At 74.9% G+C, this 12,467-nt stretch carries 12 protein-coding genes; 7 read left to right on the top strand and 5 right to left on the bottom strand.

The features are described from left to right. Positions 1-82 precede the first annotated feature (82 nt). Together ACFVXK_RS03735 and ACFVXK_RS03730 are read left to right on the top strand one after the other, a co-directional pair. Positions 83-250 carry a hypothetical protein gene (locus tag ACFVXK_RS03735; RefSeq protein WP_389609984.1) on the top strand — a complete coding sequence of 56 codons (168 nt, stop codon included), beginning with the start codon at positions 83-85 and terminating at the stop codon, positions 248-250. Between the two features lie 206 nt (positions 251-456). Next, positions 457-1,449 carry an NAD-dependent epimerase/dehydratase family protein gene (locus ACFVXK_RS03730; RefSeq protein ID WP_389609930.1) on the top strand — a complete coding sequence of 331 codons (993 nt, stop codon included), beginning with the start codon at positions 457-459 and terminating at the stop codon, positions 1,447-1,449. Here the strand turns inward: ACFVXK_RS03730 and ACFVXK_RS03725 are convergent. From ACFVXK_RS03725 to ACFVXK_RS03715, 3 genes are read right to left on the bottom strand one after another with little or no spacing between them, the layout of a single operon-like run. Further along, complete coding sequence (locus ACFVXK_RS03725) at positions 1,429-2,868, bottom strand: lipase maturation factor family protein (RefSeq protein ID WP_389609929.1); 1,440 nt, start codon at positions 2,866-2,868, stop codon at positions 1,429-1,431. The genes ACFVXK_RS03730 and ACFVXK_RS03725 overlap by 21 nt on opposite strands. 11 nt (positions 2,869-2,879) lie before the next feature. Next, positions 2,880-3,410 (bottom strand): DUF1990 family protein, encoded by a 531-nt coding sequence (locus ACFVXK_RS03720; RefSeq protein WP_389609928.1) that lies wholly within the window; start codon positions 3,408-3,410, stop codon positions 2,880-2,882. Positions 3,411-3,463: 53 nt separating this feature from the next. Continuing rightward, positions 3,464-4,333 (bottom strand): YndJ family protein, encoded by an 870-nt coding sequence (locus ACFVXK_RS03715; protein WP_389609927.1) that lies wholly within the window; start codon positions 4,331-4,333, stop codon positions 3,464-3,466. A 166-nt stretch (positions 4,334-4,499) separates the two neighbouring features. Here ACFVXK_RS03715 and ACFVXK_RS03710 point away from each other — a divergent pair, with 166 nt between their 5' ends. From ACFVXK_RS03710 to ACFVXK_RS03695, 4 genes are read left to right on the top strand one after another with little or no spacing between them, the layout of a single operon-like run. Further along, the gene (locus ACFVXK_RS03710; protein ID WP_389609926.1) at positions 4,500-6,080 is read left to right on the top strand and encodes a DUF6777 domain-containing protein; all 1,581 of its coding nucleotides are present in this window, start codon (positions 4,500-4,502) and stop codon (positions 6,078-6,080) included. A gap of 7 nt (positions 6,081-6,087) precedes the next feature. After that, a complete protein-coding gene (locus ACFVXK_RS03705; protein WP_389609981.1) occupies positions 6,088-8,151 on the top strand; it encodes a SpoIIE family protein phosphatase in 2,064 nt (687 codons plus the stop codon). Between the two features lie 55 nt (positions 8,152-8,206). Further along, the gene (locus ACFVXK_RS03700; RefSeq protein ID WP_389609925.1) at positions 8,207-9,067 is read left to right on the top strand and encodes an Fpg/Nei family DNA glycosylase; all 861 of its coding nucleotides are present in this window, start codon (positions 8,207-8,209) and stop codon (positions 9,065-9,067) included. Positions 9,068-9,094: 27 nt separating this feature from the next. Beyond that, on the top strand, positions 9,095-9,484 hold the full coding sequence (locus tag ACFVXK_RS03695; RefSeq protein ID WP_389609924.1) for a hypothetical protein: 390 nt from the start codon (positions 9,095-9,097) through the stop codon (positions 9,482-9,484). A 31-nt stretch (positions 9,485-9,515) separates the two neighbouring features. Here ACFVXK_RS03695 and ACFVXK_RS03690 read toward each other — a convergent pair whose 3' ends face one another. Both ACFVXK_RS03690 and ACFVXK_RS03685 read right to left on the bottom strand, forming a co-directional pair. Next, positions 9,516-9,980 (bottom strand): hypothetical protein, encoded by a 465-nt coding sequence (locus ACFVXK_RS03690; protein WP_389609980.1) that lies wholly within the window; start codon positions 9,978-9,980, stop codon positions 9,516-9,518. Positions 9,981-10,236: 256 nt separating this feature from the next. Next, positions 10,237-10,770, bottom strand: coding sequence for a sigma-70 family RNA polymerase sigma factor (locus tag ACFVXK_RS03685; RefSeq protein WP_389609923.1), 534 nt, complete (start codon positions 10,768-10,770; stop codon positions 10,237-10,239). 348 nt (positions 10,771-11,118) lie between these two features. On the opposite strand from ACFVXK_RS03685, the gene ACFVXK_RS03680 reads away from it, so the two are divergent. Next, complete coding sequence (locus ACFVXK_RS03680; protein ID WP_389609922.1) at positions 11,119-12,333, top strand: CapA family protein; 1,215 nt, start codon at positions 11,119-11,121, stop codon at positions 12,331-12,333. The last annotated feature ends 134 nt before the right edge of the window (positions 12,334-12,467 follow it).

The following is a 12,467-nucleotide window of genomic DNA, read 5'->3' as shown; positions in this document are numbered from 1 at the left end:
CACCGCGTCCGGAAGACCTTTTAATTTCCCTATCCGGCATGCGGTCGAGCCTGCCGGGTTACGCGACACAAGGGAGTGCGCGGTGACTGAGACGACGAAGCCCAACCCGACCATGGAGCTGACGGGACGGACGACCACCCGCTCCGACGAACTCGGCAGTCTCGAGGTCTGGGCCCGATCCGCCCCCATCCGGCTGGCGGGCTACGAGGACGACCTCGCCGAGCCGCACATCCTGCCCGGCATCGACTAGGCCCGAACGCGCCCGGGCCGGGCCCCGCCAGAGCCACCGGCCCACGGCGCGCCCCACGCCCCACGCCCCCGCACCCCACGGTGACGGGGGCGCGGCACGACCGGCCGGACCCGGCCGGAGGTTCCCGTTCCCGATCAGCCCTCAGCGTCATCGCCGACAGCGATCACGCCTTTCCCCGGCCCACCCGGCCGGGCAGGCTGACCGGCATGAAGAAGCTGCTGATGCTGGGCGGAACCGAATTCGTCGGCCGCGCGATCACCGAGGACGCCCTGGAGCGGGGCTGGGAGGTCACCACCTTCCACCGGGGCCGCCACGCCCCGCCGCCCGGCGTGCGCTCCGTGCACGGGGACCGCACCGCGCCCGGGGGGCTGGCCGCCCTCGCCGAAGGGACCTGGGACCTCGTCGTCGACACCTGGAGCGGCGCCCCCACCGCCGTGCGCGACACGGCCCGCCTGCTGGCCGACCGCGCCGGGCGGTACGCGTACGTCTCCACCTGCTCCGTCTACGCCTACCCGGCGCCGGCCGGCCGGGCGGAGGACGCCGCCCTGGTCGATGGCTCGCCCGACGCCGACGCGACCGGCTACCCCGAGGACAAGCGCGGCGGCGAGCTGGCCGCCGTGGCCGCCTTCGGCGACCGGGCCCTCCTGGTCCGGGCGGGCCTGATCCTCGGCCCGTACGAGAACGTCGGCCGGCTGCCCTGGTGGCTGAGCCGGATGGCGCGCGGTGGCCCCACCCTCGCCCCCGGCCCCCGCGACCTGCCGATGCAGTACGTCGACGTCCGTGACCTCGCGCACTGGACCCTGGACGCCGCCGAGGCCGGCCTCGGCGGATCCTACGACGTGGCCTCCCCGTCCGGACACGCCACCACGGGCTCCTTCCTCGAAGCCTGCGCGGCCGTGACCGGGGGCGCCGCCGAGCTCCGCTGGACCGACCCGGAGCGCATCGCGGAGGCGGGCGTCGAGCCCTGGATCCAGCTGCCCTGCTGGCTGCCCCCGGGCGAGCTGCACGACCACATGTTCCGCGCGGACGTCACCAAGGCCCTCTCGGCCGGGCTCACCTGCCGCCCGGTCGAGGAGACCGTCGCCGACACCTGGACCTGGCTCCGCTCGATCGGCGGCACGGCGCCGATGCGCCCCGACCGCTCGTTCAAGGGCCTCGACCCCGAGCGGGAGGCGGCGCTACTCGGGCTCGGCGGATGAGGCCTCCGCGAGCCGGGTCGGCGGCAGGTACTCCCGCAGCAGCCTGCGGTGCCACCACGCGCCCGTCTCGCGCAACTCCCGCCAGGTGGTGAACCGGTAGCGGTACAGCCTGGCCCGCACGAAGCGCGGCGGGGCGTCCGGGAAGGGGTTGTGGCGCAGCAGCCGCAGCGTGTCCCGGTCGCCCGCCAGCAGCCGCTCCACGAAGGGCCCGAACCAGTCCCGCGCGTAGCCGGGGGAGAGGGCCGCGAACCACATCAGCCAGTCCAGCCGCAGATGGTAGGGCGCGAACTGGCGCGGGACCCGCCGCGGATCCCCGGGCTTCCCCTTGAAGCCGTACTCCCGCCAGTCGCCGTCCTCGCGGGGCGTGCGGTCCGAGGTGCCCTCGACCACCAACTCGTCGCGGATCCGGCCGACCGTGCCGAAGGCCCCGTAGGTGTTGACCAGGTGCAGGGAGTCGAAGGAGCGGTTCATCACCTGGCGCCGCGAGACCATGTTCAGCACCGGGTGCCGGCTCAGCACCAGCACCAGCACGGTCACCGCGCACACCAGGACCACGTACCACAGCGGCGCCCCGCGCGAGGCCGCCGCGGGCGGCGGACCGGCGAGCCCGGTGAAGTCCACGGCCGACAGGGCCACCGCGATCGTCAGCCAGTTCAGCCAGGCGAAGTTCCCCGAGAGCACCAGCCACAGCTGGGTGGCGATCATGATCCAGGCCGCGTACGAGGCCACCGGCTGCGGGGTGAACAGCAGCACCGGAACGGCCAGTTGCGTCACGTGGTTGGCGGCGCACTCCACCCGGTGCAGGGGCCTGGGCAGACGGTGGAAGAACCAGCTCAGCGGTCCCGGCATGGGCTGGGTCTCGTGGTGGTGGTAGAGGCAGGTCAGCTGCCGCCAGCAGGCGTCCCCGCGCATCTTGATCAGCCCGGCGCCGAACTCCACCCGGAACAGCACCCAGCGCAGCAGCCACAGCACCAGCACGGGCGGCCCCGCCCGGGCGTTGCCCAGGAACACCGCGAGGAAGCCCACCTCCAGCAGCAGCGACTCCCAGCCGAACGAGTACCAGGTCTGGCCCACGTTGACGATCGACAGGTAGAGCAGCCACAGCACCGCCCACATCCCCATCGCCGCGCCCAGCGGCACCAGGTCCCCGGCGCCCGCGGCGAGGGCCGCCGACAGCGCGGCCCCGGTCCACGCGCAGGCGGCGAACAGTCCGTCGGAGTAGCGCAGTCGGAACAGGCTCGGGGCGTGCCGGAAGGGCACGTACCGCACGTAGCGCGGGACGGGCAGCATGCCGTGCGCGCCGATCAGGGCACGGAACTGCAGGGCGGCCCCGGCGAAGGCGAAGAGGTAGACCCCGGCCAGGGCCCGCTGGAAGACCAGCCGGCCCAGCCAGTACCCGGGCGCGGTGAACCAGTCCATCCCCTCCAGTATCAGGCGCCGGCGGCCAGTGCGCGCAGGTGGCGGCCGAGGCTGCGGACGAAGGCCCGCTGGAGCACGGGCAGCAGCGGCCCCGCGAGGCGTGCGTACCAGGCGGCGGGCCGGCTGAAGGCCGTCACCTCGAACCAGACGTTGCCGTCGGCGGCCAGTTCCACCAGGAAGGACTCCTCCCCGCTCGCGGGGTGCCCGGTGAGGGTCCCGTAGGTGAATCCGGCCAGGCCGGGGCCGTCAGAGGTGCGGACCACCTCGCACGGAACGCCGATCCGCAGCGGGCCGGCGCCGAGGCCGATCTCCACCCGGGCCCCCGGGGCGGCCGGTCCGTCCGCCCGGACGCTCGCCCCGGCGGCACGGTGCATCCGGAAGCCGAGGACCGCCGCGCCGGCGGCCTCGAACACCTCCCGCCCGTATCCGATCCGGGTGCGGTGGTGCAGGTGGCGGTAGCCGTCGGGCAGCGGCCGCCGGAGGGAGGCGCCGTGTTCGGGGTAGCTGAGGACGGGCCGGCCGGTGCTGATGAGGCGGCTCACGGGGATCTCCGTTCGGGTGGCTGCGGTGCGGTCGGGGAGGGCGGGGGTCGGGGTCAGGTGAGGGCGGTGGCGGGCCGGGGGGCCGGGGCCCGGCCGCCGCCGAGCCGCCGCCACGCCAGCAGGGAGCACAGGGCGAAGCCGAGCGCGTTGCCGACGCCGTGGGTGGCGGCCATCCAGGTCAGGGTCGGGTGGGTGATCCCGGTCGCCTCCCCGGCCGCCCACCACAGGGCGAGCAGCATGGTGGCCACGAGGACGGCCGCCGACACCGCCAGCAGCGCGCCGGTCGCCCGGTCGCGGGCGGCGGGCCGAAGTTCGCGCCAGGTCACCAGCGCCACCGTCCACATGCCCCCGGTCAGCACGACCGCGCCCAGCAGCTCGGCCCAGTCGTCCACGAAGTACCCGGCCAGCACGAGCAGGGTCCCCGCCGGCACGCTGTACGCCGCCCAGCGCGCCCGGTGCCCGGTGGCCGCCGAACGGCACACCAGACCGGCGACGAGGGCGGCCGTGAACCCGGCGAAGTGGAAGTGCGGGACGGTCAGGGCCAGCACGTCCAGGTCGAAGCCGAACAGCCGGTACCCGGCCCGTTCGGCGACCAGGGCGGCCGCGGCGACCGAGGGCGAGGCGAGGGCGGTCAGCACCGCCACCTCGGCCGGGTCGGGGCGGCGGCCGCCCGAGGACCGGCCCGGGCGGAGCAGCCTGGCCCCCGCCGCGCCGAGCAGGGCCAGGGCGGCGGCCGCGTACACGGCGGCGAGCGCGGTGGCGGCGCCCCCGCGCGGCAGCCACGGCGACAGCGCCCCCGGTACCGCCGCCCAGGGCCACAGCCGGGCCGCCGTGCCCAGCCCGGCCGGGTCGATCAGGCGCAGGCCGGCGGGGACGGCGTAGAGCATCCCCAGTGCGACGACCAGGTTCACGAGTACGGTCACGACCCACCTCATTGAACGCGTTCAACTGCGACGCCCGCCACTGTAGGCCCTTTCTTGAACGTGTTCAATGCGTGCGCGGTGCGCATCTGCCGGAACTCCGGTTGCGGCCCCGGGGCGGATGCGGCAGACAAGAGAGGAGCAACCGGGGCGAAAAGGGAGAGCCAGCGTGAACGACGTGAACGACGTGCCCGCACCGACACCCCGTCAGGCATCGCGCCGTCATGTACCGGCCGGTGCGGCCGTCTTGGCGCTCCTCGGCCTGATCGCCGCCGGGTGCGGCGCGCAGGAGCCGGAGCAGACCAAGGGCGCAGCGGCCGAGAGCCAGGAGCTCACCCTCCAGCCGGTGGGCGCCGCCGGACCCGACCCGTTCACCGCATCCACCTCAACGGCCGAGTCGGCCCCCGTACAGCCCCCCGTGCCGAACAAGTCCGGCCAGGGCATCCGCACGGTCGGCGCCGCCACCCCGGGCCTGTACGGCGGAACGAACCGGCTCGGCAGCTGCGACGTCGAACGCCAGGCGGCCTACCTCACCGCCGACGACGCCAAGGCCCGGGCCTTCGCCCAGGCCGCCGGCATCGAACAGGAGAAGATCCCCGACTTCCTGCGGGGCCTCACCCCCGTGGTGCTGCGCGCCGACACCCGGATCACCAACCACGGCTTCCGCGACGGCCGCGCCGACGGCTACCAGGCCGTCCTCCAGGCCGGCACGGCCGTCCTCGTCGACGACCACGGCATGCCGAGGGTCCGCTGCGGCTGCGGCAACCCGCTGGCCGCCCCCCGCTCGGCCAAGGGGAACCCGGTCCTCAAGGGGGACCAGTGGAACGGCTACCGCCCCCACCAGGTCATCGTCATCGAACCCACCATCCAGCCGGTCAAGCGGCTGGTCATCGTCAACCTCGCCGACAACACCTGGATCGAGCGGAAGGCCGGTGACGACGGCGCCCAGGACAAGGCGCCGAAGACACCGCCCCCCTACGACCCGGCCGAGGGCATCCCCGACAGCCCCCCGACCCCGCCGGACGACCCCGCCGACCCCTGCGCCACGCCCGGCGCCTCCGGCCCGCCCCGGACCGCCAAGCCGACGTCCCCCTCCGCCCCGCCCTCCGGCCCGCCGATCGACCCGCAGAACCTCCCGGAGACGGCCCCGCCGCTGGACGTCCCCCCGGCCGGCGGGCGGCACCTCGCCGAGACCGACCCGCAGCTGGACACCCCCTCGGCCGGTCGGCGGCACCTCGCCGAGACCGACCCGCCGCTGGACACCCCCTCGGCGGACGGCCGGCACCTGTCGGAGACGGCCCCGCCGCCGGCCCTGTCCGGCCCGCCGGGAGCCCCCGCGCAGGCCGGGCCCCTGGACGAGCAGCTGCCCATCCCCGCCGAACCCGGTGCCCCGGGCGCGGCGGGCGTGCCCGGGCCGCCCTCCGCCACCGGCCCCGCGCCCACCACCCCCTGCCCCTCCGGCACCGCCCCCACCGCCCCCGGCGGCAAGACCCCTCCGCAGGCGCCCACCACCCCGCCCCCCGGCGACCTCCCGAGCGGCACCACCACCCCCGCCGACCCCTTCCCGGAGGCCCCTACCGCCCCCACCGCCCCCACCGCCCCCGTCCCCGCCGAACCGGGCCTGACCCCGGACCCGGAGGACGTACCGACCACCGGCCCGGCCGCGCCCTCCGACCCGTTCGGCCTCCCCGACCAGCACCAGGGCACCGACCAGGGCGCCGACCAGGCCCCCTACCTGGAGAGCGCCTGACCCTGCGCTGTGTCATGGTGGATCGGTGCCGAGCACCGTATCGCTGCCGGAGGACTGGCCCGCACACCCGGACCGGTCCCTGTCACTGAACCGGATGGGCAGTTTCGACTGGGACCTGGTCACCGGGCTCATGCACCTGGACACGGCGGCACTCGACGTCTTCGACACGCCGCCCGACGACTACGACGGGCGGCCGGAGACGCTCAACCGGCGCGTCCCCGCCGCGGAGGCGGCCCGGCTGGACGCGCTGGTCTCCAGCGCCCTCAAGAGCGGCTCCGACAGCTACGGCGCCTACTTCCGCATCCGCTGCCGTGACGGACGGCTCCGCTGGACCCACACCCAGGGCCGCGTCATGCGCGGCCGCGACGGCCGCCCGTACCGCATCATCGGCATCGTCCGCGACGCCACCGAGGAGCTGAGCCACTCCGCCGAACGCCTCGGCCTGGACGAGGAACGCCGCCGCCAGACCTCCGTGGTCGAATCCACCACCGCGGCCCTCGCCCACGCCCGTACCGTCAAGGACGTCATCGACGTCATCGGCGACGCCCACGGGCTGGAGCGGCTCGGCTCGATGGGCATGGTGATGGGCCTGGTCGAGGCGGGCCGGATCCACCTCGTGGCGGAAGGCCCGGAGGGCAGTTTCGTCCCCGGCACGCGCTACACGCGCGTCGACGAGGAGTACCCGATGAGCGAGGTCGTCCGCTCGCTCCAGCCCCGGTTCCTGGAGTCCGCCGAGGAGTTCGCCGAGGGCTACCCCGCGCTCTGGTCGAAGATCTCGTACATGCGGATCTCGGCCGCCGCCTACCTGCCGCTGATCGCCCAGGCCCGCCCCATCGGCGCCCTCGGCCTGCTGTACGAGGACAAGGAGGGCTTCACCCAGGAGGAACGCAACCTGCTGGTCGCCCTCGGCAGCAGCATCGCCCAGAGCCTCCAGCGGGCCATGCTCCTGGAGCAGGAGCACGACCTCGCCGAAGGCCTCCAGCAGGCCATGCTGCCCCGCCGCATACCGGCCGTCCCCGGCGCCCGGATCGCGGTCCGCTACCGGTCCGCGCGGATGGGCCAGGACATCGGCGGCGACTGGTACGACGTCGTCCCGCTGCCGGGCGGCCGCGTCGGGGCCGTCATCGGCGACGTCCAGGGCCACGACACGCACGCGGCGGCCGTCATGGGACAGCTGCGCATCGTGCTGCGCGCGTACGCCGCCGAGGGGCACTCACCGGGCACGGTGATGGCCCGGGCCTCGGTCTTCCTGCACGAACTGGACACCGACCGCTTCGCCACCTGCACCTACGTCGAGGCCGACCTCTCCACCGGGGTGCTCCAGGTGGTCCGCGCCGGCCACATCGACCCGCTGCTGCGCACCCGGGACGGCGAGTGCCGGCGGCTGCCGGTGGAGGGCGGCATGCCGCTGGGGCTGTCGGCGGAGTTCGGCCGCCTGGAGTACCCGGTCACGACGGTCGAACTGGACCACGGGGAAACGCTCCTGCTGTGCACCGACGGGCTGGTGGAACAGCCCGGAGCCGACCTGGACGACGGCGTCCGCCTGCTGACCGGCCTGATCCGCGAGGGCCCCGACGACCTCCAGCTGCTCGCCGACCGGCTGTGCGAGGTGGCCGACGAGCGGGGCGGGGACGACGACATGGCGCTCCTGCTGCTGCGCCGCGAGGGCGACGACTCGGCACACGCCGGCGGCGGCCGGCTCCAGCAGCACGTGGCCCCGGGGGATCCCGAGGCCCTCGTGGCGGCCCGCCACATGATCGGGACGGCGGTACGGGCGTGGGGCGCGCGCGGCCGGGCCGACGAGATCGAACTGGTCGCGGACGAACTGATCGTCAACGCCCTGATGCACACCGACGGCCCGGCGATCGTGACCCTCCGCGTCCTGAGCGGACCGCAGCGGCGGCTGCGGGTGGAGGTGGAGGACCGCTCCAGCGCCCTGCCGCGCCGGCGGGAGGCGGGCGAGGCGGGGGTGTCGGGGCGGGGGCTGATGCTGGTGGACCGGCTGGCGGACGTGTGGGGGGTGGAGCCGAGGGGGAGCGGCAAGTGCGTGTGGTGCGAGTTCGTGATGTAGCCGCCCCGGCCCCGTCCGGGTCGCGCGGCGCTCCCGCTCGGGGGAGCATCGGAGGATGCCGGAGCTACCGGAGGTCGAGGCGCTCAGGGAGTTCCTCGACCAGCACCTCACCGGACGGGCGGTCGACCGCGTCCTCCCGCTCGCCGTCAGCGTGCTCAAGACCTACGACCCCCCGCTCACCGCCCTGGAGGGGCAGCCCGCCGGCCCGGTGGCCCGCCACGGAAAGTTCCTCGACCTGCGCATCGGCACCCTCCACCTCGTCACCCACCTGGCCCGCGCCGGCTGGCTCCGCTGGCAGGACTCCCTCCCCGCCCAGCCCCCGCGCCCCGGCAAGGGCCCGCTCGCCCTGCGCCTCGCCCTGGACGACGGCTCCGGCTTCGACCTCACCGAGGCCGGCACGCAAAAACGCCTCGCGGTGTACGTGGTCCGCGACCCCCAGGAGGTCCCCGGGATCGCCCGCCTCGGCCCCGACCCCCTCGCCGACGGCTTCGACCGGGAGGCCTTCGCCGCCCTCCTCGCCGGTGAGCGGCGCCAGATCAAGGGCGTCCTGCGGGACCAGTCCGTGCTCGCCGGCATCGGCAACGCCTACAGCGACGAGATCCTGCACGCCGCCCGCGTCTCCCCCTTCAAGCTGGCCTCCGCCTTCGACGAGGAGCAGGTCACCCACCTCTACGAGGCGGTGCGCGAGACCCTGCGGGAGGCCGTCGAACGGGCCCACGGCCTGGCAGCCGGGCAGCTGAAGGCGGAGAAGAGGAGCGGGCTGCGCGTGCACGGCCGGGACGGGGAGCCCTGCCCGGTCTGCGGGGACACCGTCCGCTCGGTGTCGTTCGCGGACTCCTCGCTCCAGTACTGCCCCACCTGCCAGACGGGCGGCAAGCCGCTCGCCGACCGCAGGCTCTCCCGCCTCCTCAAGTAGCGGGCCCGCTGCGTAGACTCCGGCACCATGGCCGAGCAGCAGCAGCCACCGCCCCGGCGGGAGGTCGTCACCGGAGTCCCGCGCGCCGCCCGCCGCAGGCCGCCCGCGCACGCCCCGGCCCGCTCGGAGATCTCCGAGCAGACCACCCTCGGCGCCACCTATGTGCGCGCCCTGATGCGCAGCCAGCTGCGGGCGGCGCTGGGCGCGGTGGCCCTGCTGGTCCTGGTGCTCGGGCTGCTCCCGCTGGGCTTCCTGCTGCCCCGGGCGGCGGCGGGCACGGTGGTGTGGGTGGCGCTCGGGCTGGTGGCGTACCCGGTGATGTGGCTGATCGCCCGCTGGTACGTGACCCGGGCCGAGCGCAACGAGGCGGACTTCACCGGCCTGGTGACCGACCCCGCCGACCCGGCCGCCCGGTAGGGCGGCGTCCGGCGGGCTCCGCCCGGGCCCCTCAGAACAGGTGCATCGCCAAGTGCCCGAGCGGCAGCCCCAGTTGCCAGGCGGGGGTCCAGACGCGGGCGTTCTCGTCCAGGCCGGGCGGGGGGCCGGCCTGGGCCGGGTGGTCCGGGTCGAGGTGGGTGGCGAACAGCTCGGTGCGGTCCAGCCAGCGCCAGGCCGCCCGGGCGAGTTCCAGGTCGGGGTCCTCGGCGCCGCCGCGCTCGCGGGCCTCCTCGCCCAGGGTGAGGAAGCGGGTCTGGACCCAGTCGCGCCAGGGGTGCCCGTACGCCGTCAGGGACAGCCACTCGTCGAGCTGTGAGACGACCCGGATCCCGGAGAGCTCGCCCGCCGCGTCCGAGAGGTAGATCGTCAGCGCGAGCGTGTCCCGTCCGGCACGGAACTCCAGGGTGCTGACCGGGATCAGCCGGCCCGTGCGCAGCAGCTCGTCCGCGATGTACTCCGCGTAGAGCCACGCCATGGGCACTGCCAGTCCGCCGTCACTGGTGCCGTTCGAACCCTCGGGCTGCACCGTTCCACCTTCTCCCGCGCGTCGAGCCTGCCGTCGTCAGACCCGAGCCTTCACCGCAGGGCTCGCGGGGCGGGGGATGTTTACTCAACTTGAACGGACTGATGCCGATTTCGGCATGGTTTGTGTCCGGTTCGTGCGCCTGGAGGGCGTTCCTTGAGTGTTCCTCCACCGGGGCGCGGGCGGTCCTCGTGCCCGCGCGCCCGGTTCAGGCTCCCAGCCCGTACCCCTGGAGCCCCTTCCGCAACGCGCGCAGGGCGTAGTGCGTACGGGATTTGACGGTGCCGGCCGGGATGCCCAGCTCCGCCGCGGCCTCGGCGACCGAGCGGTCCTGGAAGTACACCTGGACCAGGACGTCGCGGTGCTCCTGCCCCAGGCTGCCGACAGCCCGCCGCACGTCGATGGCGGTGACCGAGCCGGCCACCGCGTCCTCCGGCGCGGGCGCCTGCTCCAGCCCGTCGGGCTCGACCTCCTGGGGCCGTGCCATCCGGGCGCGGCGGGCGTCGATCGCCAGGCGCCGGGCCACGGTGAACAGCCAGGGGCGCATGGACTCGTGCCCGGTCGCCAGCACCTCGGGGTGCTGCCAGACCCGCACGAGGGTCTCCTGGACGAGGTCCTCGGCGCGCTGCGCGTCGCCCGCCGTGAAGCCGAGCAGGAAGTAGAACAGGGCCCGCCCGTGCTCGCGCTGGAGTGCGGCGAGCGTCTCGGGTTCCGTGCGCTGGAGGGTGGGGGAGGGCGGCACGTCGGTGGCTCCTTCCGGATCCGCGGGGCGGGCGAGGGGGGGCGGGGAGGTCTGCGGGGACCGGCCGGCGGGTCCTGCGCGTCCGGCTCCACCCACCCTCACCTGCGCGGAGCCGCCCGGGAACCGTCCGGCGGCGCCGTTGCGCCCAAGCACCCGGGTGGTCCGGTGGGCGGCCGCGCCGGACGACGAACGGTTGAACGGCGCGGCGAACGGCCGGGCCGCCACCGGAGTGAGGCCGGGCCGGGCGGACGGCGCCGTTCCTTGACTTGGAACACCCTGTCCTATGGATTCATAGGGATTGCAGATAATCCGATAATCCGCGAATCCCTTCAAGGAGAGCCGGGTCAGATGACCAAGCGCACCCGTCGGACCCTCGCCCTGCTGTCGGCCGGACTGCTGTCCGCCGTGGCCGCCGGCTGTTCCAGCGGCGGCCACCCCGCACCCGCGCGCCTGGGCTCCAGCGCCGCCGGCGCCCCCGCCGCGGCGGCCGGATCCGCCTCCCCGGCCGCCCCCGCCGGCGCCCGCGGCTTCACCCTGGTCGCGAGCGGCGACGTCCTCCCGCACACCTCGGTCATCCAGCGGGCGCACGCCGACGCGGGCGGCGACGGGTACGACTTCCGGCCCATGTTCTCCGCGGTCAAGCCGGTGGTCTCGGCCGCCGACCTGGCCCTGTGCCACATGGAGACCATCTACGGGGACGACGACGGCCCCTTCAGCGGCTACCCCGCCTTCGTCTCCCCGCCCTCCGTCGCCGACGCCCTCAAGGACGCCGGATACGACGGCTGCTCCACCGCCTCCAACCACACCCTGGACGACGGCGCCGAAGGCGTGAAACGCACCCTCGACCGCTTCGACAAGGTCGGCCTCGGCCACGCCGGCTCCGCCCGCACCGCGGCCGAGGCGGCCCGCACCACCTTCTACACGGCCGGCACCGCCAAGGTCGCCCACCTCGCCTACACCTACGACACCAACGGCTACCCGATGCCCGAGGGCCAGCCGTGGGCGGTCGACCTGATGCTCCAGGACAAGATCCTCACGGACGCGCGGGCGGCCCGGAAGGCGGGCGCCGACGTGGTCCTCGTCAGCCTCCACTGGGGTACCGAATGGCAGACCGAACCCGACGAGACCCAGCTCTCGCTCGGCAAGGCCCTCACCGCCGCCCAGACCGGCGGCCGCCCCGACATCGACATGATCCTGGGCACCCACGCCCACATCCCGCAGGCCTACGAGAAGGTCAACGGGACCTGGATCGTCTACGGCATGGGAGACCAGGTCGCGGGCGAGATGTTCAACCACACCGGCGCCCGCGACATGCGCGGCAACTACGGCTCCATCGCCCGCTTCACCTTCGCCCCGCCCGCCGCGCCCGGACGGCGCTGGCAGGTGACGAAGGCCGAGTTCGTCCCGCAGATGATGGACCTGTCCACCGGCCGCGTCGTCGACCTCCCCGCCGCCCTCGCCCAGGACCCCGGCAACTCCGCCTACGAGAGCGCCCAGGACGAGATCACCGAGGCCGTGCTCGGCCGCGACGCCGCCAAGGACGGCCTCCGGCGCGCCGGATAGGCCCCCGCGGCACCCGCCCGGCGCCGCCCGCCCTCCGACCGGTCCGGCCCGCCCGCCCGGCGCCGCCCCGCCCTCCGACCGGTCCGGCCCGCTCTCCGGCGCGCCGGACCGGACGGCTACGGGACCACCGTCAC

Origin of the sequence: Streptomyces sp. NPDC058157 (assembly GCF_042884105.1) — a bacterium.
Taxonomy (GTDB): domain Bacteria; phylum Actinomycetota; class Actinomycetes; order Streptomycetales; family Streptomycetaceae; genus Streptomyces.
This window is presented reverse-complemented; position numbering and strand designations above follow the sequence as displayed.